Annotated in this window: 23 protein-coding genes and 2 tRNA genes; 18 read left to right on the top strand and 7 right to left on the bottom strand. The window is 27.1% G+C overall.

What is annotated here, in order from left to right; all coding sequences use genetic code 11:
* The first annotated feature begins 211 nt into the window (after positions 1-211).
* Genes ACFO3U_RS03055 through ACFO3U_RS03065 form a run of 3 tightly spaced genes read left to right on the top strand, consistent with a single transcriptional unit; the run spans position 212 to position 1850 of the window.
* Complete coding sequence (locus ACFO3U_RS03055) at positions 212-706, top strand: hypothetical protein (protein WP_379738264.1); 495 nt, start codon at positions 212-214, stop codon at positions 704-706.
* A 2-nt stretch (positions 707-708) separates the two neighbouring features.
* Complete coding sequence (locus tag ACFO3U_RS03060; RefSeq protein ID WP_379738265.1) at positions 709-1302, top strand: GNAT family N-acetyltransferase; 594 nt, start codon at positions 709-711, stop codon at positions 1300-1302.
* Between the two features lie 50 nt (positions 1303-1352).
* Positions 1353-1850, top strand: a complete 498-nt coding sequence (locus tag ACFO3U_RS03065; protein WP_379738266.1) for a hypothetical protein — start codon at positions 1353-1355, stop codon at positions 1848-1850.
* A 13-nt stretch (positions 1851-1863) separates the two neighbouring features.
* On the opposite strand, the gene era is transcribed toward ACFO3U_RS03065, so the two are convergent.
* On the bottom strand, positions 1864-2748 hold the full coding sequence (era, locus tag ACFO3U_RS03070; protein ID WP_379738267.1) for a GTPase Era: 885 nt from the start codon (positions 2746-2748) through the stop codon (positions 1864-1866).
* A gap of 115 nt (positions 2749-2863) precedes the next feature.
* Between era and ACFO3U_RS03075 the strand changes: the two genes are divergently transcribed.
* The 6 genes from ACFO3U_RS03075 to ACFO3U_RS03100 all read left to right on the top strand — a co-directional run bounded on the left by ACFO3U_RS03075 (position 2864) and on the right by ACFO3U_RS03100 (position 9043).
* Positions 2864-2936: transfer RNA gene (locus ACFO3U_RS03075), tRNA-Met, on the top strand.
* A 32-nt stretch (positions 2937-2968) separates the two neighbouring features.
* Positions 2969-3041, top strand: a tRNA-Met gene (locus ACFO3U_RS03080).
* Positions 3042-3277: 236 nt separating this feature from the next.
* Complete coding sequence (locus ACFO3U_RS03085; RefSeq protein ID WP_379738268.1) at positions 3278-4483, top strand: site-specific integrase; 1206 nt, start codon at positions 3278-3280, stop codon at positions 4481-4483.
* Between the two features lie 53 nt (positions 4484-4536).
* Entirely contained in the window at positions 4537-6990 is a 2454-nt protein-coding gene (locus tag ACFO3U_RS03090) for a DEAD/DEAH box helicase family protein (protein WP_379738269.1), read from the top strand.
* A gap of 144 nt (positions 6991-7134) precedes the next feature.
* Positions 7135-7998, top strand: a complete 864-nt coding sequence (locus ACFO3U_RS03095) for an AAA family ATPase (RefSeq protein WP_379738270.1) — start codon at positions 7135-7137, stop codon at positions 7996-7998.
* Positions 7979-9043, top strand: a complete 1065-nt coding sequence (locus ACFO3U_RS03100; protein WP_379738271.1) for a DUF3871 family protein — start codon at positions 7979-7981, stop codon at positions 9041-9043. Before ACFO3U_RS03095 ends, ACFO3U_RS03100 begins: the two co-directional genes overlap by 20 nt.
* 31 nt (positions 9044-9074) lie before the next feature.
* On the opposite strand, the gene ACFO3U_RS03105 is transcribed toward ACFO3U_RS03100, so the two are convergent.
* The gene (locus ACFO3U_RS03105; RefSeq protein ID WP_379738272.1) at positions 9075-11051 is read right to left on the bottom strand and encodes a DUF262 domain-containing protein; all 1977 of its coding nucleotides are present in this window, start codon (positions 11049-11051) and stop codon (positions 9075-9077) included.
* 4 nt (positions 11052-11055) lie between these two features.
* The gene (locus tag ACFO3U_RS03110) at positions 11056-12729 is read right to left on the bottom strand and encodes a DUF262 domain-containing protein (RefSeq protein ID WP_379738273.1); all 1674 of its coding nucleotides are present in this window, start codon (positions 12727-12729) and stop codon (positions 11056-11058) included.
* Positions 12730-13273: 544 nt separating this feature from the next.
* Here ACFO3U_RS03110 and ACFO3U_RS03115 point away from each other — a divergent pair.
* Positions 13274-13669: a hypothetical protein gene (locus tag ACFO3U_RS03115; protein ID WP_379738274.1), complete on the top strand. Its 396-nt coding sequence runs from the start codon at positions 13274-13276 to the stop codon at positions 13667-13669.
* A 58-nt stretch (positions 13670-13727) separates the two neighbouring features.
* The gene (locus tag ACFO3U_RS03120) at positions 13728-14162 is read left to right on the top strand and encodes a JAB domain-containing protein (RefSeq protein ID WP_379738275.1); all 435 of its coding nucleotides are present in this window, start codon (positions 13728-13730) and stop codon (positions 14160-14162) included.
* 184 nt (positions 14163-14346) lie between these two features.
* On the opposite strand, the gene ACFO3U_RS03125 is transcribed toward ACFO3U_RS03120, so the two are convergent.
* Positions 14347-14598: a helix-turn-helix domain-containing protein gene (locus ACFO3U_RS03125; RefSeq protein ID WP_379738276.1), complete on the bottom strand. Its 252-nt coding sequence runs from the start codon at positions 14596-14598 to the stop codon at positions 14347-14349.
* An 89-nt stretch (positions 14599-14687) separates the two neighbouring features.
* Here ACFO3U_RS03125 and ACFO3U_RS03130 point away from each other — a divergent pair, with 89 nt between their 5' ends.
* From ACFO3U_RS03130 to ACFO3U_RS03150, 5 genes are all read left to right on the top strand, one after another.
* Positions 14688-15092: a hypothetical protein gene (locus ACFO3U_RS03130; protein ID WP_379738277.1), complete on the top strand. Its 405-nt coding sequence runs from the start codon at positions 14688-14690 to the stop codon at positions 15090-15092.
* Between the two features lie 18 nt (positions 15093-15110).
* Complete coding sequence (locus tag ACFO3U_RS03135; protein WP_379738278.1) at positions 15111-15515, top strand: hypothetical protein; 405 nt, start codon at positions 15111-15113, stop codon at positions 15513-15515.
* Positions 15516-15588: 73 nt separating this feature from the next.
* The gene (locus tag ACFO3U_RS03140; protein ID WP_379738279.1) at positions 15589-16005 is read left to right on the top strand and encodes a hypothetical protein; all 417 of its coding nucleotides are present in this window, start codon (positions 15589-15591) and stop codon (positions 16003-16005) included.
* A gap of 314 nt (positions 16006-16319) precedes the next feature.
* Complete coding sequence (locus ACFO3U_RS03145) at positions 16320-16772, top strand: KTSC domain-containing protein (RefSeq protein WP_379738280.1); 453 nt, start codon at positions 16320-16322, stop codon at positions 16770-16772.
* Positions 16773-16903: 131 nt separating this feature from the next.
* Positions 16904-17380, top strand: a complete 477-nt coding sequence (locus ACFO3U_RS03150) for a DUF1761 domain-containing protein (RefSeq protein WP_379738281.1) — start codon at positions 16904-16906, stop codon at positions 17378-17380.
* Between the two features lie 68 nt (positions 17381-17448).
* On the opposite strand, the gene ACFO3U_RS03155 is transcribed toward ACFO3U_RS03150, so the two are convergent.
* Entirely contained in the window at positions 17449-18336 is an 888-nt protein-coding gene (locus tag ACFO3U_RS03155) for a leucine-rich repeat domain-containing protein (RefSeq protein ID WP_379738282.1), read from the bottom strand.
* A gap of 375 nt (positions 18337-18711) precedes the next feature.
* Between ACFO3U_RS03155 and ACFO3U_RS03160 the strand changes: the two genes are divergently transcribed.
* On the top strand, positions 18712-19722 hold the full coding sequence (locus ACFO3U_RS03160) for an 8-amino-7-oxononanoate synthase (RefSeq protein WP_379738283.1): 1011 nt from the start codon (positions 18712-18714) through the stop codon (positions 19720-19722).
* A gap of 2 nt (positions 19723-19724) precedes the next feature.
* Here the strand turns inward: ACFO3U_RS03160 and ACFO3U_RS03165 are convergent, their stop codons facing one another.
* Positions 19725-20600: a diacylglycerol/lipid kinase family protein gene (locus ACFO3U_RS03165; protein ID WP_379738284.1), complete on the bottom strand. Its 876-nt coding sequence runs from the start codon at positions 20598-20600 to the stop codon at positions 19725-19727.
* Positions 20601-20659: 59 nt separating this feature from the next.
* Here ACFO3U_RS03165 and ACFO3U_RS03170 point away from each other — a divergent pair, with 59 nt between their 5' ends.
* Entirely contained in the window at positions 20660-21628 is a 969-nt protein-coding gene (locus tag ACFO3U_RS03170) for an App1 family protein (protein ID WP_379738285.1), read from the top strand.
* Here the strand turns inward: ACFO3U_RS03170 and ACFO3U_RS03175 are convergent.
* The gene (locus ACFO3U_RS03175) at positions 21625-23535 is read right to left on the bottom strand and encodes an ABC-F family ATP-binding cassette domain-containing protein (protein ID WP_379738286.1); all 1911 of its coding nucleotides are present in this window, start codon (positions 23533-23535) and stop codon (positions 21625-21627) included. The two genes, ACFO3U_RS03170 and ACFO3U_RS03175, sit on opposite strands and share 4 nt — an antisense overlap.
* Between the last annotated feature and the right edge of the window lie 50 nt (positions 23536-23585).

Consider the following 23585-nt stretch of genomic DNA (forward strand, 5'->3'; position numbering starts at 1 on the left):
TATGTAAAATTTATTTTATAAGTAATAAATGGTATCTTCTTTTTACTTATTTGGGTTTGTGTCACAAACTACTAGTAGTGAAGATCTCATAACTTATATTTGAAAGTGCAAAAGTACGTTTTTTTAACTAACCTTTACTTATACTATAAAATAATACTTTTGCGTTAATAAAATAAGTTGTAATTTAGTATTACCAAAACAAATTCGTTTTATGGAACACCATAAAGAGTTAAAATTAAGATTTAGATTTGATAAAGTAGTTTCAAAACCTGTTGAAGCTATTTTGGAAAGTTGCGAAGAGCTCAAAAACAAAGTAGAGCCTGACTATAAAATAAAAATATCTGAACATTATATTCGATTTTCTATTGGAATGCTTAAAAGAGAAAAACATTCTCCTAATTTAAAAATTACCTTAGAAAAAATGGAAGACGGTAATACTTTTATCAAAGGAACTTATGGACCTGACCCTGTCTTATGGGCCATATTTATGTTTTTACACTTTGTTGTTGCTTCAGTTTTCTTAATTTTTATGGTAATTGTTTATTCTAAATGGATACTAAATCAATCTTTCAAGTTTGATTTGATGATTATGTTTTCTATGACCATTATTTGGTTTTTACTTTATTTTATTGCCCGTTTAAACAGAAGCAAGGGAATTTCTCAAATGAGAGAATTGGAAAAATTATACAATAAAGTCATAAGCTAGAAATGGATTTTAATTTTAAAGAAAAAAAGCTGCTCGAAAACGAAAGAGTATCAATAAGACCATTAAAATACTCAGATTTTGAAAACCTTCTTGATTTTGCTCTAAACGAACCTGAATTATGGGAATATTCCTTGCAAAAAGGCTCTGGTGTTGAAGGTCTGAAAACCTATATTGATACAGCCATTACTAATAGGGAAAAAGAAAATTCATATCCTTTTATTGTTTTTGACAAAAAAACAAATTCATACGCAGGAAGTACTCGTTTTTATGATATTCAACTTACCAATAAATCACTACAGCTGGGTTTTACTTGGTATGGTAAAGATTACCAAGGCACAGGTTTAAATAAAAATTGTAAATACCTGTTACTAGAATTTGCTTTTGAAAAAATGAATATGGAACGTGTTGAGTTTAGAGCTGATTATGCAAATAAAAAAAGTATTGCTGCTATGAAAAGTATTGGTTGTATAGAAGAAGGTGTTTTAAGAAAAAATTTCATCAAACCTAATGGAGAAAGACGTGACAGCATAGTTCTAAGTATTCTCAAAAATGAATGGTTAAATGGCGTTAAAGAAAATCTTTTAAAGAGGTTGTAATTTATTTTTTTTATGTAATTTGGTTCAAACAATTATGAAATCAAAATTATATGGAACTGGATAATTCTATTGCTTTAAGACCTAGATTTAGTTTAGATGTAACTAAATCTATTCAGGAGATAATTGAAAACGCAACTCAAATAAAAGAGGAAGTGAAAGAAGATTATCGCATAAAAATTTCAGATCATCATATTTTTTTCTTCATCACATTGACTAAACGAAAATACTATTCTCCTCATCTACATATAGAATTAACAGAGAACGATGATAAAACTACTAATGTAAAAGGGTTATATGGGCCAGATCAAACCGTTTGGACATTTTTTATGTTTCTTCACTTTATCATTGCAGGAATCTTTTTAATCTTTGCCATGATAGCCTATTCTCATTGGAGATTAAAACAATCCACAACTTTAGGTTTTGTTATAATGGGATTGATGGTTATTTTTTGGTTTGCTTTGTATTTTCAAGCTAGAATAAATCGAAAAAAATGCCAACCTCAAATGCATAATTTAGAAGCATTGATGCAAAGAGTTGTTAATTTTTAATTTATTTATAATTTTATTTTTGATTATATCCAAAACGTCTCAGTTGGTATTCACTACTTCTCCAATCTTTATTAACTTTCACATACAATTCGATATGAATTTGTTTTCCAAAGAATTTCTCTAAATCAGCACGAGACTGCACTCCAACTTTTTTCAAAGCTCCACCTTTGTGTCCGATTATAATTCCTTTTTGAGTATCTCTTTCTACCATAATTACAGATCGAATTCTTATAATTTTTTCATCTTCAATAAATTCTTCTGTTTCAATTTCCACTGCATAAGGAATTTCTTTATCGTAATTTAATAGAATTTTTTCACGGATAGTTTCATTTACAAAGAAACGTTCCGGCTTGTCTGTTAAAGCATCTTTTGGATAATAAGCTGGAGAAACTGGTAATAATTCTTTTATCGTATTAAAAACAGTCTCTACGTTAAAATTTTCTAAAGCTGAAATTGGAATTACAGTTGCATTTGGCACTTTCTCTTTCCAAAAATCAACTTGCTCTTCTAATTGTTCTTGATTGGATTTATCAATTTTGTTCAACAACAATAAAACAGGAATTTTTGAATGAATAATTTTATTGAAAAAAGCTTCATCTTTTAAGTCCTTCTCTCCTATTTCAACCATATAGATTAAAACATCAGCATCTTCAAAAGCACTTTTTACAAAATTCATCATTGAACTTTGTAATTCATAAGCAGGTTTGATAATTCCAGGAGTATCTGAAAAAATAATTTGAAAATCATCTCCATTAACAATTCCTAGAATACGGTGACGAGTTGTTTGCGCTTTACTAGTTATAATAGACAAACGTTCTCCCACCAATGCATTCATTAGCGTTGACTTACCAACATTTGGATTCCCAATAATATTTACAAAACCAGCTTTGTGTTCCATCTTAATCAATTTCTTTCGGCAAAGGTAATCATATCGTTCGAATAGAAGAAATAAAACATTATTTTAAAAAAGGTTTGTTTATTCAAATAATCATTGTACTTTTGCACTCACAAATCGCGGGATAGAGCAGTAGGCAGCTCGTCGGGCTCATAACCCGAAGGTCACAGGTTCGAGTCCTGTTCCCGCTACTAAGTAAATATTGAAATTACAAACCGTACATCGCGGGATAGAGCAGTAGGCAGCTCGTCGGGCTCATAACCCGAAGGTCACAGGTTCGAGTCCTGTTCCCGCTACTAAGAAACTCCAATTGAAAATTGGAGTTTTTTTTTGTTTTAAACTTTTCAGTAAAATCAACACTTCTTTTAAAATTTGTGCATCAACTACATTTCAAATTTTAATATCACAAGGCATACTATTAGGGTTGCAACTTTTTAAAATTGGGTTGCAAAAAGGCTAACATTTGGGTTGCAACTCACTTTTTGATGGGTTGCATGTTTTTTTTAATCCATTTTCTTAATTAATACCAATCATGACAACACAAAAACTTAAAATATTATTTGTAATTTCTGCTACCAGAAAAAATAAAAAAGGATTAGCTCCATTGATATGTAGAATTACTTTTCAAGGAAAGAGAAAGCCATTTTCAACTGGAATATTTATTGACCCTGCTAAATGGAGTAATACTCTTCAAGAAGATATTCCAATAGATGATGAGGATTCACAAATAAATACTGAATTAAGCCTGATTAAAAATGAAATTAATCAGGCTTTTTTATTTTTAAAAATTCAAAAAAAACAATTTGATGTTGAGGATATTTATCTCAAATACAAAGGAGATGATATAAAGACAGCTAAAACTTTGATGGAAGTATTTACACTACACAATACTAAAATGGAATCCTTAATTAATATAGAGTACAAAAAAGCCACATACTCCAAATTTATTGAAGCAAAACAACAAGTTGAAGACTTCATTATGCACCAGAATAAGAAAAAGAATATTTTGCTTGAAGATATTACTTTGAAATTTTTACATGACTTTGATTATTATCTAAAAACTGAAAAAAACTTCAAGCAAATAACTATTAACAAGAGTATTCAAAGGGTAAAAAAAATTATCAAATTAGCCATTTCAGAGGGATTTTTAACTACAGACCCATTCATTCAATACAAACCCAAAAAAGTAATCAACAATGTGGTTTATTTAACTCCAGAAGAGCTTTCAAAATTAGAAAACCATGTCTTTTATCAACCTAGACTAGACCAAGTTAGAGACTTATTTATCTTCTGTTGCTATACTGGTTTACCATATCAAGAAATGTCAACTTTAAAAAAAAAGAATATTGTCAAAAAGTTTGATAATAAGCTTTGGATTGAAATTTATAGACAAAAAACAAAGAAACAATTATCTGTTCCATTACTTCCTAAAGCTATTTTAATATTGAAGAAATACCAAGAAAGTAAAAATATACTACCCATTATTAGCAACCAAAAATTTAACTCCTATATTAAAGAGATTGCAGTAATTGTGGGTATTGAAAAGAAACTAACTCATCATATTGCAAGAAAAACTTTTGCAACTACTATCCTACTCTATAATGATGTACCAATGGAAATTGTTTCTGAATTGTTAGGACATTCAAAAATATCTACAACCCAAGAACATTATGCTAAAGTAGTACAGAAAAAAGTGAGTGAACATGTTTCTAATTTGAGTAAAAAATTAAATAAGTAATAACAAATTAACTATGTTGTACTATTTTTACAGCATAGTTAATTTATTATAGAATGAAGTTTACTGAAGAAGATTTAATAAGTATTCCAATTGAATTTAAAAAAATCATACCAAGTGATTTTGAATCACCTTTTTATGAATCAACCATCACTCATATAAGCCCAAATAATGAGGGGTTCATTAGTGATGAATTACTTCCCATTCTTGAAAGTGAATATAATATTGGAAATACTGTTGTTATTAATGCAGGAGTAGGTCAAGGAAAATCAAAAGCTTTAATAGACAAAGTAATAGATTATTCCAAATCTGATAAATACATAGTTATAATTGCTGTACCATTTAATACTCTCATAAAACAGTATGAAGATGATTGCATAGAAAGAGGGATAAATCAGAGTGAAATTTTCAATATAGAAAGAATAAAAAAATATAACTTTTTAAACACACAAGATTTCAATGATAGTCTTTTAGTTAATGACGATTCTAATATTTCTGATTTTAAAATTCACATAATGACTATCAATAGTTTTTTGAGAAACCCTGGTGAAAATAATTTAAAACAATCTGAAATAAGAACAAAATACTTTGATAAATTAAAACTTTTCTGTATCCAAAATGACAAAAAAATCGTTGTTATTTTTGATGAAATACATGATGGAATTCAAAATTTCAAGGAAGAATATATTTATAGTTTATGGAGCTTCCAAGAATTAATTTTTAAGATTTTTATTGTTAGTGCAACTTTTAATGAAGCATCTAAAGAGGTAATAAAGTACCTATCTGAATTTACAAATAGAAAAATCAGCATAATTGAAGCAAAAAGACTTAAGGCAAAGGAAAGACAGAGTAAATTAAATCTGATTTTTAATGACTATAAAGCTATTTCAAACAACTCTCACTTAAAGAAGCTGACTAAAGAACTGATAAAGGAAAAGAAAAATTTTGACTTAATTATTTATTCAAAAAAGCAAATAAAACTATTATTAAAGCCAAATGGTCTCCTTTATCCAATAAAAGATGAGTTAAATTTATGCTATAAAGACATATTTGATTTTAGTAAAAAATCAGATAAAAGATATGACAAAGAATTGGTTAATGTTGGTACTAATTTTACAACAGGTGTCAATATAACTAAAGAAAATCACACATTGATAGTTGTTTTGCCTAAAAGACTACCAATAAATGAAAACATTAACAGAGGTATATTTTCTTCTGGTATAAATGCTTTAATTCAAACTTTAGCAAGACAGAGAAATGTTGGTGAAATTTACATAGTGATGCCAACTCCTTATAAAATTCACAATGAATCATTACCTTATAGCCAATTAATCAATGAGAAAATTTTAAATTACTTTGATGAATATTCATTTGGCAATGAAGTAAAATATTCAAACATTAATAATCAAAGAGAATTATTAATAAGAGTCTATGATAAATTAGTGAGTTTAAATAATTCTGCTACAATCAAAATCAATAAAACTGATAGACCAGGAATGAATACTTTACAATATCCATCTTTGGAGAGATTCATTTTAGAAAAAGGAGAAAAATATCTAACAAATAAATTTTTTGATGGAGATTTAGCCACTTATACATTTTTTGCTGCAATTACAAATCAATTTTTAAACTGCACACTAAATGAAATATTAAATGATAACAAGATTTTTATTGAAGATGGAAATCTATATGGAACTGCATATGAAATTTATAAAGATTTTGCTTTCTGTACAATATTTGGAAATCCTGATGATGAATTAGATGAAGTCTTTCATAGCTATTATTCAGAATATGAAATACTGAAAAACATACTTGATTTCTTAGAAAATAAAGAAATTTATATTGAGGATGAAAAAGCAAACATTTCAGTTAAAAGGCATTTAAAAAGAGCATTAATGTACTTGACTGTTCAACATGGCACAGAAGAGGGATTTGAAGGTTTACAAAATATGGGCTCAATAGAAATGGGTAAAACTTTAAGCAAGATATATTTTCAATCCTGCATTAAATTTTCTAATATTCCATTATTAAAAATAGGAGATGATACTTTTGCAAAAACTACCTATAATGATAACTACAAATTGTCAAATGATACAGTTTTAAAAATACTTCACTACAAAAAATGGAATGAATATATTGATATAATGGAAAAAAATATAAAACCCCATAAAAAACACATGATTTTATCTAAAGAACCAAATACTTTATTTAAATCGAAATTCAAAAAAGAAAAAATGATTTCAGATTTAGAAAATATGTTTTCATCAGATTTAATTTTAAAAGAAGAAATCATTTCATTTAAAGATACTTTTACAACTACTGATGATAATAAAAAAGTGGACACTTTTTATACTCTTTTATTTAATACTTTTTTCACTAAAGCTGCAATAGACATTCAAATAACTTTTTCTGGAACAAGGATTAGATTTTATAAAGATGTGGAGAGAAAAAATATTGAATCATTAAAAATAAATTTATTGTATTACAGAATACCTGATGCAATATTATAAATGCACAATTTTTCTTTTTATTATATAATGTAAAAGAAAATCTGTGCATTTTTTTCAAGCCAATCTCATTTTGAGGTTGGCTTTTTTTGTATGTAAAAATACCAGGAAAATTAAAAATAGTAAACAACTTAAAAATTACAACTTATGCAATTAAGACATTCAGAAAGGAAGAAGGCAAAGATAAAAATGGCTCTTCAAGGTTCAGCAGGTTCAGGAAAAACTTATTCAAGTTTACTTCTTGGTCAAGGTTTAACTAATGGAGATTTTAGCAAAGTAGCCATTATAGATACAGAAAATGGAAGTGCTGATTTATATGCTCATTTAGGAGATTATAATGTGCTAACATTAGCTCCACCATTTACACCAGAAAATTACATCAAAGCTATTGATGTATGTGAAAAAGCTGGAATGGAAGTTATTATAATTGATAGTATTTCTCATAATTGGGAATATTTACTTGACTATCACAGTTCTTTAGCAGGAAACTCATTTACTAATTGGGCAAAAATCAAACCATTAGAAAAATTATTTATTGATAAAATTCTACAATGTGATACTCATGTAATTGCTACAATGAGAACTAAACAAGATTATGTATTAAACCAGAAAGATGGAAAGTTTATTCCTGAAAAGGTAGGATTAAAAGCTGTTCAAAGAGATGGTATTGATTTTGAATTTACTTTGGTGTTTGATGTTGATATAAAACATTTTGCTGTATCAAGTAAAGACAGAACAGGTTTATTTATGGGTAAACCAGAATTTGTAATAAACTCCCATACAGGAAAGAAAATTTTAGATTGGTGCAATAGTGGAACTAATCTTAAAGATGCAAGAGAGAAAATCAAAGCCACCAAAACAGTTGATGAATTGAAAGTATTATATAACCAATATAGTAATTGGAGAGAATTATTGGAATATGATTTCAAACTCCAAAAAGATACCATAAACTCAAAAGAAGTATTATTAAACCCTAAAAACTTTGCAACAAATGGAAACATTCATCATTGAACCAAGAACAAACCAAGATACCTTTAAATTACAAACAGTACAACAAGTATCTACTATTGAAAACAGTAATAATATTTTAACAAATCCTGGTATTTTAGATAGTGGGAACAATACTATATCTAAATTCCCTAACAAACCTTTTATAGAAGCTAACACACATGAACTAGAATTAATCAATTTGAAAAATGATTGTGTAATACCAGTATTTTCAAAAGATAATGAAAGAACTATTGCTCATCAAGAGTTTATAGAAATAGCACAAGAATGTGTTACTAGAGTATTTCCAAATCATATTATTGACAAGCCTGAAATTAGAGTTTCCCATCAAATTAAAGGTAGAATACCTGAAGCAATTCATAAAAATGTGAAAGATTTACTAGACCATGAAAAAACTCAATATTTTGAGAGAATGGCATTTATTATTAGGATTCCAAGTATTAGAGATAACATTAATGGGAATGAAATTGCCCTTACAATTGGTGGTGTTAGAAGCTATAATTTGGAAAATTTGTATAATAAGAAATCATTTGAAAAATTCAAATTCTTTATTGGATTTCAAAATAAAGTTTGTTGCAATTTATGTGTTTGGAGTGATGGTTTTGTAGATGATATGAAAGTCACTTCATACCAAGAATTACAAAGTAAAATTCTAGAAGTTATTCAAAATTATAATGCTGAAAAGCATTTGATAGGAATGAAAGAATTAGCTCAACATTCACTTACTGAAAATCAATTTGCTCAATTGATTGGGAGAACAAGATTATATCAACATTTACCAAAAAATGAAAAATCTATTATTCCAAATCTAAACTTTACTGATGGACATATAAACTCATTAACAAAAGACTATTATGAAGATGCTAGTTTTAGTAGAAATGAGCAGGGTGATATAAACTTATGGAATGTATACAATCTCTTCACACAAGCCAATAAAAGCAGCTATATTGATACATTTCTTGACAGAAATGTGAATGCATTTGATTTTACACAAGGCATTCAGAAAGTACTAATTGGTAATGGAGATTACCATTGGTTTTTGAGTTAAAAGGAAACCCAGCTAAAAGCTGGGTTTTTATCTAATCAATTTTGTAACATCCACTCATTTCTCTTGGTCTTTTACTATTAAGTAGAAAACAACATGAGTTATCATCTGGGATTGCAATATAATTTGATTTATTATAATTGTTTAAAAGATTTTGTTCTTTTATTAATCGTATTTTCCAATTTGGCATATCAGTTGGAGGGATAAATTTATCTATTATGTTTGACAAACTATCATCCAACATTTTTTGAATAAGTTTTTTTAAGTAATTAGAATTTTCTGTATTATATATGTAATATTCTAGTTCTCTAAAGTTTTCAATTAAACATCTTTTATGTGCATTACCAATATTCCAATATGACCACCAATATGTATAAAATTCATATATCCCCTCAATTTCTATTGTAAATAAAGCTCTTCTTATTTCATTTGATATTTTGTCAGAGTTGTCATTGTCAAAATAATCTTTTATGATTTTATAAATTTTATCTGCTTTTTCTATATTAAATGTTAATAAATTTTCATTATAGTCTAGACATTCAAATACAAACTGAATTCTACCTTTAAAAAGAGAACAATCCTCTAAATTAAATATTGTCTTTTTGAAGGAATCATCATATAAAATAAGATGTGCTTTTTTTCTTTCTTCTTCAATTTGTTCTCTTGCAAATTGAGAATTTAATTTGTTATTATTTATTAAATAGTTATAGATATCTCCAGAACCCTTAGATAATTCAGAAATTAGATTTATACAACCATCAAAAGTTTCTGGGCTTCTTAAAATGTCAGGTCTTTTTCCTCCTTTTTCAATATTTCCGCGTGAAACTATATTTCTGATTACTCTCATCCAATTTTTATACTTATTTTCATTAAACTCATTATTCATTAATAAGTATTCGGTTTGAGCAAAGAAGAGCGCTTTTTGAGTATAAGAAGCTTCTTTATCTATGTACACGATTTCATTTAACAAATCTTTTTCAGGTTTATGTCTCCATAAAGGAAAATCTAGCTGTAAGTCATTATTTTGGTTATTTTCACAATAAAGTTTAAAACAATCAAATAGATAATTAAATCCATCTTCTGAAAAATAGCTTGGTTTTAATTTATTTGAATCATCATGGAGAATTGAAAGTACAGAGGTTCTGTTAGGTATTTTTTTTTCAATTGACATTCTAATCATTGAAATTGTAGAAATGAATCTCATTAATGAATTATCTATATTATCATTTTTTCTAAAATTATTCCAAAAATAATCAGTCCATTTGGTGTCAATTTTTAAAGCAAACTTGTCTAAATCATTTACATTTTCTTCCCAATTATTTTCATTGATATACTTTTCGAAACTAGCTTTAAAATTTTCAAATGAAGAAAGTAATTTACCTCTTGCATTCATTTTTATATATAAATCATCAGTAAGCCCAATGTTTTCTAATTCAACATAATAAAAATTTAAAATTTTACCATTAGAAAGTTTAGTCCATAAGTTCTCGATGTTGTAAAATTTTTCATGAATATCATCTATAGTCCTTAACATAGCATCAATAGTTGGGTCATTTTTCCATGAAAGAAAAAACCACTTTTCATCTTGAATCTTATCACTAATTTTATCTGATTCTTCAATTTTAATTTTATTATTTGTAAGTGCATTACAAAATTCCCTTGAAGTAATTCTAGTTTCATAACTGAATTTAGACAAACTTAAAAAGATATCTTCATTACAATTATCCTTCGTTGCTGCATACCAATGCATCAAAAAAAGTGTTGTTAATCTTTGTTGTCCATCAAGTGGTTGGAAGTTGCCATCTACAATGCTTCCATAAATAAAATCTAATCTTAAATCATTATCCTCAACAATACATTCATATAGTGCATTTAAAAAATTAGCTCTAACTTCTCCACTTTCTTTTCTACCTTGTGCATAGTCTCTTTGAATTATTGGAATTTCAATTTTTTCTTCTTTTTTTAAAAGTTCTAGAAAGCTTAATAACTTGTATTCACTATTATTTTCCATAAAATTAGTTTAAAAATTCTGATAATGTTTTTTCTAAATCTTTCTCATAATTCTCTCTATCTTCTTCTGTCCAAAATGATATTTTAGGAGGGTATTCACTAAAATATTTTAAAAACACATTTTTTGTACATAAAGGAATAAACACACCTTCCTTATCTCTATTTATAATGGTTTTTCTTTTTATAGGAAAAACTGCATTTTTATATCCTCTATTGGTACTTGAGTCTAATAGTGTTAAATTAGAAATGTCATTTACATCACTATCTTTTAAATTACTATTGAAGTGTAAAATTATTTCATCATAAATTTCTTTGAATAAATCATTGTCCTTAAAATCATTAAAATTATCTATTTTATTTTTGAGTTTATCTTTTTTGTCTATTTCAGGGTCGATAAATATTTTAGCATCTTTTAACCATTCCTCTCTGCCTTTATCTGGCATTTCTGACTTAACTGAAGTAATGTGTTCAATATCCCAATTATCTTTTTTAAATGAGTCAAAAGGAAAATATGAATTGTCTTTTGTAGTTTTAAGCATGGTGACAATATTGTATAATAAAAGAATTCTTTTGACATCATCTTTGTCATCGTATTGTAATTCATTCAATTTAATGTTCTTTACGCTACTCTTAATTAACTCATCTAATTTTAATTTAAATTCAGACTTTGTCATTGAATTGTTGTACTCATACAAGGTTTTTATATCAGTAAATCCAACACAAATTAAATAACCTATCTTATGATACAATTCTCTTTCTTCATACCATTCACAAAAAATTTGATATCTTCTCTTAATTTGAAGCCAGAACTCATTGATTAATTTTTCATTTTTGTTTTTTAATTTTTTTTGAAAAAATCTGAAAGTAGAATATAAATCATTACCGTCATTTTCATCATTCATAAGTTCAAAAATAAATTCTATTCTATTTGTTGATTTTTTATTTTCTGTTAAGAAATACCAAATCTTATCTTTTTGTAATGTTTGCTCAATATTATCCCATTCTGATGCTATTTCTAATTGTCTTAATCGTAGTTTTTCATTTTTATCAATAAAGTTTGAGCTATTCAAAAACAATGCTTTTATAAGTTCAGAATTTGTTAATGGAATTTTACCAATATTAATTCTTGTAAAAATTGCAACAGAATCTTCTTCAGTACTTTCATACCATATTACGCGTGTATTAAATTTAAAATTAGATTCAAATTCATTTCTATTAAAAGAGTTACCTTTTTCTAAAAACCATTCTCTAACTGTCTTATATGCTTCACTAATGTAGAAATAATCAATATTATTATGGTTAGTTGTGTTATTTAATTCAACTAAAAAAGTTTCTGAATCTTTTCTGGTTTCGTATTCAAGTTTAAATAGTTTTTGTTTAAAGTCATCGGCATATTGTTGATTTAAATAAAATAGAATTATATAAATTGAAGTTAATCTTTGTTGACCATCTATTACCTCAAAATATGTATCATCAATCTTTTTAACTACTACTGGTTGAAGACAATACCAAGTTTTATTATCTGAATTTTGAACTTCTTTAGGTTTAAATTCATAAATATCATTTAATAAATCTTTAATTTGATTAGAGCTCCATCTATAACCTCTTTGGTAAGATGGTATTAAAAATCTAAATTCTTGTAAATCGTTTACTGTTTTTAAATCAAGTATATTTTCCATATTCAAATATTAACTATTCTCAACTATTTCTATTTCTTCAGCTAAAACTTTTTCAAACCTACTCATTCTGTTCAATATTTATGTAAAGATAGTTTTTTTTAAAAATTTTTTTTAAAAATTTTACACACACAAACTACCCTAACAAAAGCACCCCCACTTGTTCTGAAAGAAAACTCCCCCTGTCCAAGTTACATCAATGGACTTTTTTTGACCAGGATAATTAAAATGTAGATTTTTTTGAAAGATAAATTTTATCACAAAGATTGATGAAAACAAATTTCTGTTTAAAGTTGTAAAACACCAGGAATCAAACAAAATATGATTCTTTTAATTCCTGGTAGTTTTTCAAATGTTTGTGAATATAAAACAGTCTATTTTAAATATTTCACATAAGCAACTACCTTAAAAACCCTCACTCATACTTAGCAATGATGGTCATTGCATCAATACTTGTTGATTAAGGTGTTTTCAAGGTGATAGCTGAATTTATTTATGATAAATAAGTATTGAAATAATTCAATTCAAAACTCAAAAACTCAGAGTAATGGTAACAATTATTAATTTTAAAGAAAGACAAACAGAAGAGGGTAAAATCTTTTTTGTTTTAGAAGCTCAAGGTGGTATTGAAATGATTCAAAGCAAAGCCACAGGCAGATATTATGCAACTGCAAAAAAAGCATTTATTCCAGCAACATTTGATGAAGAAACATGTAATGCTCTTATTGGAACTCAAATGCAAGGAGAAATTATTAGAGAGGAATGTGAACCTTATGAGTACATAAACAAGGAAACAGGAGAAGTTCTTAATTTATCTCATAGATATGTTTATGTTCATGAAGCACCAAAAATGAATAAACCACAAGAGCCTTTCTATGAAAATTTAAAGCCATCTGTTGAAACATTTTCAATGAATGAAAAAGATGAATTAATAGATGCCTAATAACTTGAAAACCTGTTCTCTTATAAATAGAGCAGGTTTTTTATTTTTTTTTAAAACTATGGAAATAGCAGAAATAAAAGTTTCATATTCAACTAATCAAGTTGATAAGATTAAACTTGTAAATTGCAAAGAGACATTTGAATTTATCTTATCAAAATGGGATTTAGATATTATTGAATTTCAAGAAGAGTGTAAAGTCATATTAGTTAATAGAGCAAACTTTGTATTGGGTATTTATAACCTATCAAAAGGGGGCATTTCAGGAACTGTGGTAGATGTTAGAATAATATTAAGTGTTGCTTTAAAATGTAATGCATCAGGTATTATATTAGCTCATAACCATCCAAGTGGAAATATGAAACCCTCTGAAGCTGATAGAAAAATTACCAAGAAATTAAAAGAGTCTTGTGATTTGATAGATATAACTTTGATAGACCATTTTATCATAAGTAAAAACAGTTTCTTTAGTTTTAGTCAAGATGGGATTTTATAAAAAAAAGCACATTTTTTATTTTTCTATATATAGCTTTTGGAAAAAATGTGACTTTTAAGAATTATATCTCTTTAATTTTCTTGGTATTTTATAATGATTAAGAATGTGAATATGCTCTATACATTCAAATTCAACTAAAATTAAATTACTTGATTTAATGACAGATAGTATTAATAGCCAAAACTTATTTCAGAAGTGGTTTAAAGTTCAATAATTCTGAAGCCTCAATATCTAATTTTTGAGCAATTTGATAAAGCAAATAACTTGATGGGTTTGTATTTCCTGACTCAATTCTATTCATATTAGACCTATCAATTTCACATAGGTTTCCTAATTCAGTTTGAGAGATGTTTTTAGCTTCTCTCAACTGCCTTATTCTATTACCTAATGCTATTTGAAAATCCTTTTTGTTCAACTCTTGATTATTTCTATTCAAAAGTTGTCATATTTGATAAAAATATTGTTATCAATTTTGATAACAATGTATATTTGTAAAAACTAATCAATTAATCTTATAATAAATACATGAAAAAATTAATACTTATTTTAACTCTAATATCTAATATCACAATCTATTCTCAAGAATATAATGTGTCAAAAACAGAAGTTTTGGTTGATGTTCAAAAAAATAACTGGAGTCAAACAACAGAAAATGCTTTTGTTGAAAGCATTAATTTTATAGATGGTGGTAGCATAGAGATAACATTACCGGATAAAGAAATAATTCTTATCTACAAATTAGAAATTAATTATAAAACTGATAAAGATGGCTATAAAGTAATGACCTTTTTCCCTAATTTAGTTAGAGGTTCCAATTCAGAAATTGAAGTAACATTGATTAATGGCAAACCTGCATTTGCATATGGACATTCTTTAGGTTGGGAAAAAAGCAATCCTAATAAAATAACAATATTTAGACTTTGGTTTTAATACAATAATTGAGTTTTTATGTCAACATTTATATTTATAATTTCAGCTATTCTATTACACATACCATCTGGTATTTATAAAGATACCATTAGAAGGTTTAAAAGAATGGAAGAGTTCAATCCTGACAAAGCATATTCTTTTCAAGTTACTAATGGTCATCCATTAGATAACTCTACATTATCAGGATTAGCTCTTTTTAGTAGTATAATTCTAGCTTTAATACCAATTTTTCAAGCATTAAGTATTAATTGGATTTTAATAATTATTATTAATACACTATTCTCTTTTTTAATTGCACCAGTGATAGCATTTATATTTTATCCTAAAGGTGTAATATATACAAACAGAAGACTTAAAATAAAAACATTTCAACACATTGGTTTAGCAATAATTTTATTGATAGTTGCCTTTTCAATTAAATAAAACATATAGTAAAATAACTTAAAATAAAAAAAAGAGCCACCATTATGGTGGTTTTTTTATACATTAAATCAAAATGAAACAACTTAATTTACCATTTAAAATTGACAGGCAACATGAAAACTGGCAGTTTGAATTAGATGCTGTTGATGATAGATTAGAAGGTTATCATAGTTACATTTATATAGGAAAAAAATTAAATTATTTTCTGAACTTAATTACACATAGAACTGAACTAATTTTTAATGCAGATTATTTAACAGCAGTAATTATCAAAATAAAATATTCTAACAAAGAACAGTTTGATAGTATTAATCAATTTTTGGTAATTAATTCTTCAAAAAATATTATAATAGATGAATTTAACAGAAAATATAAAATATGGAGAATAGTATATTTAACTACTTATATACCTAAAAGAAAACAAATTATTATAATTTATGGTAAACCAAGATTCATTAAAAAACATTTATTACTTTTGCAGAGTAATTAAGGATTAACCTTATTTAATGTGGTATTGAAATTGTGGTCAAGGCATACTTTTAGGCATACATAAAAATTAATTCTTTGTAAAGTATTGATTATAAACTAAGAATTGTCACAGGTTCGAGTCCTGTTCCCGCTACTAAGAAACTCCAATTGAAAAATTGGAGTTTTTTTTGTTTTAATAAGTTATAAAATTCTTTGTTAAAGATTAAAAAATCACATTTATTATAAATTATAAAAATATTAAACTACATTTGCACCCAATTTGAATAAAAACCTGAAAGTCATTTAATTAAAAACGACTTTTTTTATTGCTTTACTATGAATACTAAAAAAATTGCTGAGTACAGAAAATTATTAAACGTAGATAAAAACGTTACTCTTAAAGAGTTAAAAACAATCTACAGAAACAATATGAAGGAAGATCATCCTGATACTATTGCAGATGCAGATGAAAGATTAATTGCAGAAGAAAGAAGTAAAAATGTAATTGAAGCTTATCACTTTTTAGTTAGTATTGCTCCTGAAACGCAAGAAAAAGTAAAAGAAGAGTACGAAAACACTATAAAAAACTTCAACATAGAGGATTTTTATATGGATAATACTGTTTTATACATTCAGTTTTTAGATGGTTCAAAATTTGAATATTTTGGAGTTCCAAGAAACACTTATATCAAAATGGTAAATGCAGAATCTCCAAGTCGTTTTGCAAGAAGACACATTTACACTAACTTTTTATACAGAAGTTCAAGCAAATTAGTTGCTGCTGTATAATAAAGCTCAAAAAAACTATATATAAACCATCATCTATTGATGGTTTTTTTTATGCTTAAAAATTAACAATTGTTTATAGCATTATTATATTTTCTATATTTGACACACTAACCAATAAAATATATTTAATCATGGAAATGAATTACTTAGCTATTTTAGTAGCAGCCTTATCAAGTTTTTTAGTTGGATTTATTTGGTACAACCCAAAAGTATTTGGAACCATTTGGATGAACGAAATTGGAATGACCGAAGAAAAAGCCAAACAAGGAAATATGGCTAAAATTTTTGGTCTTACGTTTGTTTTTGCTTTAATCTTTGCTTTTATGATACCAACTATTACTATTCACCAAATTGGTGCTATGCAATTAGCAGGTGGAAATGCAAATGATGAAGCTTTAATTGCCTTTTTACAAGTTCACGGTGAAAAGTTTAGAAGCTTTCATCATGGTGCTCTTCACGGTTTTATTGCAGGTTTATTTTTGGCTCTACCAATTGTGGCTACAAATGCACTTTTTGAACAAAAATCTTGGAAATACATATTAGTAACTGCTGGATATTGGGTTGTTGTTATGACTGTAATGGGAGCTATTATTTGCGGATGGAAATAATATTGAAATAAAAAAAGGGAAGTATTATAAAAACACTTCCTTTTTTTTTTAAATTAAAAATTAAATAACTACTCTTTAATTGACAAAGTAACAGGATTTTCTTTTATACTTTTATTTGCAACGATAATTGGTGTTGCTTTTTCTCCTAATTGAACTTTTTCTTTACTATTACCTTTATACATTTGTAATTTAAATCTATCTAGACTAACTAGTGAAGAATCTTCAAAATCTCTAAAATTATTTAATGATAAATTTAATGCATTAAGCTTCGTTAATTTTTCTAAAGAAGGTATTGTTCCGCTTAACTTGTTATCAAACAAACTTAAGTTTTCAAGTTTTGTTAAGTTGGCAACATTTGCATTTAATTCACCACTTAAAGAATTACTATTTAATAACAATTCTTTCAAATTATTTAACCTAAATAACCCTTGAGGTAATTCACCAGTTAAACTATTATTAAACAAAGATAAAAGCTCAAGATTTTGTAATTCACCAATCGATTCAGGCAATTGACCCGAAAGTTGGTTCATGAATATTTCTAAACTTATTAATGATTTTGCATTTCCAACATTACTTGGCAATTTTCCAGAAAAAGAATTGAATGATAAGTTAAGATTTTTAAGATTTGTCAAATTAAAAATTTCAGAAGGCACTTCTCCATTTAGCTTGTTTTTAAAAACATTAAAAGTTTCTAAATACATTAAATCTTTAATTGAACCATCAATTTTTCCCTCTAAGTTATTTGAAACTAAAGAAATTGAAACTACTTTATTGTTTTTAATTGTCACACCATACCAAGTTTCAACTGGTTGGTTTAAATTCCATTTTGTAGTCCAATTTTGTCCGTTTGTTGATTGATTAAAAGCAATTAAAGCTTGTTTTTCTTTATCAGAAATTGAAGCAAAAATTGAGCTTGAAACTAAAAGAAACGCTAATAGTAAGTTATTAATTCTCATGATACAATAAATTTGGGGTTATTGATACAGCTAAAATACAAGAGATTAAGTTATTAGAAATATAAAAATCATAAAAAATTACGAATTCATCAAAAATATGCGGTAAAACCGTAAATTTTGAATGCAGTTTTCTATAAATTACGGTTAAACCGTAAAGAAAACTCAACAAAGAATTAAGAATTATTAAATAATCCTTAAAATAGAAATGAAATGAAAAGGTTGTTTTATATTTGAAAAAAAGAAAAAGTTATTAAAACGTTTAAAATTTACAATTCCACAAAAAGTCTTCCTGATGAATGGGATTTAATGGCTCAAGAAAATATATTTCTTTCCAAAAGTTATTTAATGGTTTTGGAAAAATCAGCACCGTTAAATATGCAATGCCATTTCATAGGAGTTTTTAAAAATGAAGCTCTCGTAGGGATAGCTTTGACACAATTTTTAAATTTAAATTTGCTTGAATCTTTTGGTGAAAGAGACAATTGTTTAAAAACTTCTATTCGAAATTTTGTGTTCAAAAATTATTCTTCACATGTTTTGTTTGTGGGCAATAATATGCTTACTGGTCAAAATGCTTATGTAGTTTCTAATGAAATTTCAAATGTAGAAATGATTAATGTTTTGAAATTAGCGGTTGAAGATTTAAAAATTGAATTTAAAAATAAAAAAACAAAAGTTCATTTAACAGTTTTCAAAGATTTTGACACTGAAACTTCTGACGAAATAATTCCTGCTTTAAAAGATTATTACAAATTTACAACTCAACCTAATATGGTTTTTGATATTTCTGAAGATTGGAAAACAGAGCAAGATTACATCAATGCATTAAGTAAAAAATATAGAGATCAATTCAAACGAGCTAGAAAGAAAATTTTAGATATAAAAAAAAAGAAATTGTCTTGCGAAGAAATCAAAGAACATGAAGAAACAATTAATGAATTATATCATCATGTAGCAAAAAATGCTCCTTTTAACACTTTTTTTTTAGCTGAAAATCATTTTTGTGAATTAAAAAAATTGCTTGATGACGACTTTTTATTTTATGGGTATTTTTTAGATGAAAAAATGATTGGCTTCAATACTTTAGTTAAAAATAGAGAGGTAATGGACACCTATTTTCTAGGTTATGATGATGCTATTCAACGTGAAAAAATGCTGTATTTAAACATGTTGTATGATATGATAGCTTACTCCATAAAAAAAGAGTTTAAAGAAATCTTATTTGCTAGAACAGCTTTAGAAATAAAGAGTTCAGTTGGCTCAAAACCAGAAGATATGTTTGGTTTTATAAAACATTCCAACAAAGTAATTGATTTTATTATTGCACGATTATTTGTCTTTTTAGAACCTAAAACCGTTTGGAATCAACGTCATCCATTTAAGTAAAACTACACAACAGCAATTTTCATTTGACTTGGCAAAATAGATATTTCCAATCGGTCTTCTTCCCCAAAATATTCACCATCAATTTGAAAACTAATCTTTCTTGATGTTGTTATAATTGCTTCATTTGTGGAATAAGTAGTAACTTCTTCCGTTTCATCTGAAACATTTCCTGTAACAATTTTACCAATAGTCAAAAAATCAACACTCTTGATAACAATTATTTCAAATTTCCCATCATTAATTAAGCCATAAGGATTTATGGTTACACCAGTTCCATACTTTTGAGAATTGGCAATAACAATCATTTGAGCTTCACAAGTAATTTTTTTACCTTCAAATTCTATTATCGTTTCAAAAGGTTCTTCTGACTCATTTAAAGTAGGAACCACTTTTAAAGCATATCCTAATTTTCCTCTAATGGAACCATTTTCATAATTTTTTACTAATAAAGCATTCAAACCAATATCACTTAAATGCAAACTTTTCTTTTTATTGATTTCGACCATATCAATTTCAATATAGTCATTTTGAAGAGCCACTTTTATATTTTCTTCCAAAACTGTAGGCAAATTCAAATCAATAGCCAAACCATTTGCTGAACCAGCTGGAATAATTCCGAAAACCACATCTTCATTTTCGAGTGCTTCACCAACCATTTTTATAGTTCCATCACCACCTGCAATTAGGATTCTTTCTGGTTTAATTTCTTGAAACAATGCATTGATTTTACTTTCATCATCTTTTCCTGAAGTTTCATAAATAACAATCTCAATATTTAAATTTTGAGCAAAGGCAATTGTTTGTTCAGAAATCTCAGACTTATCTAAATCACCCGAAATTGGATTTATCACTAAAATGTATTTCTTTTTTGCTGTCATTGTTAGTATTACTAAATAATTTGTAATTTGTGAAACCAAACTCAAATGTATAAAAATAAATGAGACCTGTATTAAAATTATATCGTGGCTACGCAAATGACCAAGAATTAATTATTATGGGTCATGTTTTTAAGCCAACTAATAAAGCAGATTATAATTTTCAAAAGAAAAATTTTAAAAATGCAAAATCAATAATTAAGCTTTTTCAGATTAAGACAAAAGCTAACGAAGATGTTTATTTAGAAATAAATGGTGAATTAATTCACTCAAAAACGTTAGAGGATGGTTATTTTAAATTTTGTGTTCCTTTAAAAAAGGATTCAAATTTTGGGTGGATTAAATACAGTGTTTATATAAAACATGAAGAAAAAATAATTAGAAGTAGTTCAAGTTATATTAAACCAACACCTGGTAAATTTGGCTTTATTTCTGACATTGATGATACATTTTTGATTTCACATACCAGAAATCCTTTGAAAAAAATTTATGTATTACTCTTTAAAAATGTGTATAGCAGAAAGGTTTTTGAAGATGTAGTTGATCATTACAAAGTACTACAATCAGCAGGAAGAGATAACAAAGAAGAAGAAAATGCTTTCTTTTATGTTTCGAGTAGTGAGTGGAATTTGTATGGATTAATTACTCAATTTGCAGAAATTCATGAACTTCCTAAAGCTGTTTTGCTGTTAAAAAAAATCAAAACTAGTTTGACTCAATTATTCTTTACAGGACGTGGAAGTCACAACCATAAATTTGAAAAAATAAAACATATTTTGGAGTTTTACCCAGATTTGAAATACGTGTTATTAGGTGATGATTCGCAACAAGATCCTTATCTATATGAATCCATTTGTAAAATTTTTCCATTACACATAAAAGCCGTTTATATAAGGCAAGTTGGAAATTCTAAAAAAAGTAAAACAAAAAAAGTTTTAGAAAATATTTCTAGTTTAGATGTGGCTACTTGCTATTTCAAATCAAGTCAAGAAGCCATTCAACATTCAAAAGAAATTGGTTTAATTGATTAATTCATAGCGTCAATTTCCTCTTGCACCACTTCCCAATCTTCAAGCAATTGATCTAATTCTTTCTTTTTCTTTTCATATGCGGTAAAAAAAGCAGCATTTTCAATCAATTTATCATAATTAGAAGCCAACTCTTTATCATCTTTTTGAATATTGATTTCCAAATCTTTAATTTGACTTTCAATCTTACTCAAACGATTTTGAAGTGATTTTGCTTTCTTTTGATCTTCGTAAGAAACTTTATTGTTTGTTTTTGGCTCTTCTTTTTTAGCCACATCTTTCTTCTCCACTTCACGCATATTTTCCATGTTGCGTTGTTCCAAGAAGAAATTAATATCCCCTAAATATTCTTTTATTTTTTGATCTTTGAATTCGTAAACAATGTTCGACATACCTTGCAAGAAATCCCTATCGTGAGAAACTAAAAGTAACGTTCCTTCAAATTTTTGTAAAGCAGCTTTTAAAACATTTTTAGATTTGATATCCAAGTGATTTGTTGGCTCATCCATTACCAAAACATTGATAGGTTGCAACAATAATTTACACAAAGCTAAACGGTTTCGTTCTCCACCAGAAAGCACTTTTACTTTTTTCTCTACATCATCACCACCAAATAAAAACGAACCCAACATATCTCTAACCTTAGAACGATTAGTATCTGTTGCAGCATCTTCCATTGTTCGCAATAAAGTAATTTCACCATCTAAATATTCTGCTTGATTTTGAGCAAAATAACCTAATTGCACATTGTGACCTAATTTGATTGTTCCATCATATTTGAACTCATTCACAATGGCTTTGATAAAAGTCGATTTTCCTTGACCATTTTGACCTACGAAAGCAATTTTACTTCCACGTTCAACAAGTAAAGAAATGTCTTTTAAAATCGTTTTATCACCATAAGCTTTTGTTACATTTTCGGCTTCAATCACAACTCTACCTGGAACTTGAGAAACAGGAAACGAAATATTCATAACTGAATTATCGTCTTCGTCCACTTCAATTCGTTCTACTTTATCTAATTTTTTTATAAGCGATTGAGCCATTGATGCTTTTGAAGCTTTCGCTCTAAATTTTTCAATTAACTTTTCGGTTTCTTCGATTTTTTTAGCTTGATTTTTTTGAGTAGCTAATTGTTTTTCACGAATTTCATGACGTAAATCAAGATATTGAGAATATGGTTTATTGAAATCGTATGCTTTTCCTAATGAAATTTCTATGGTTCTATTGGTAACATTATCCAAGAACATTTTATCATGTGAAACGATAACCACAACTCCAGCAAAATTTCTCAAGAAACCTTCTAACCAAATGATACTTTCAATATCCAAGTGATTTGTTGGCTCATCCAGTAATAAAATATCATTTGTTTGAAGTAATAATTTGGCTAATTCAATACGCATTCTCCATCCACCAGAAAAAGTAGAAGTTAGATTATTAAAATCTTCACGTTTGAAACCTAAACCTAAAAGAATTTTTTCTGTATTTCCAACATAATTATAACCTCCTAAAATTTCATAATGATGTGTTAAATCAGACAATTCTTCAATTAATTCAGAATACGATTGACTTTCATAGTCAGTTCTAGTAGCTAATTGGTGATTTATTTCATCAATACGAAATTCGGTTTTTTTAATCTCTTCAAAAGCTTGATATGCCTCTTCCAAAACCGTTCTTCCTTCTTCAAAATCAATATCTTGACGAAGAAAACCCATTTTCACCTCTTTTTCGGTTGCAATTACACCAGAATCTGGTTTAAAATCACCAGCCAAAATTTTTAGCATCGTCGATTTTCCTGCACCATTTTTTCCAACAAGTCCTACCCTATCTCCTGCACCTAATCTAAAAGTGACTTCTTCAAATAAAAATGTTCCACCAAATGAAACCGATAAATTGTGTATGTTAAGCATTATGATTTGTTACAATTGTTGCAAAGATAAATCCTTCTTATTGTATCTTT

It is taken from the genome of Flavobacterium ponti, assembly GCF_042652765.1.
In the GTDB taxonomy this organism is placed as follows: Bacteria; Bacteroidota; Bacteroidia; order Flavobacteriales; family Flavobacteriaceae; genus Flavobacterium; species Flavobacterium ponti.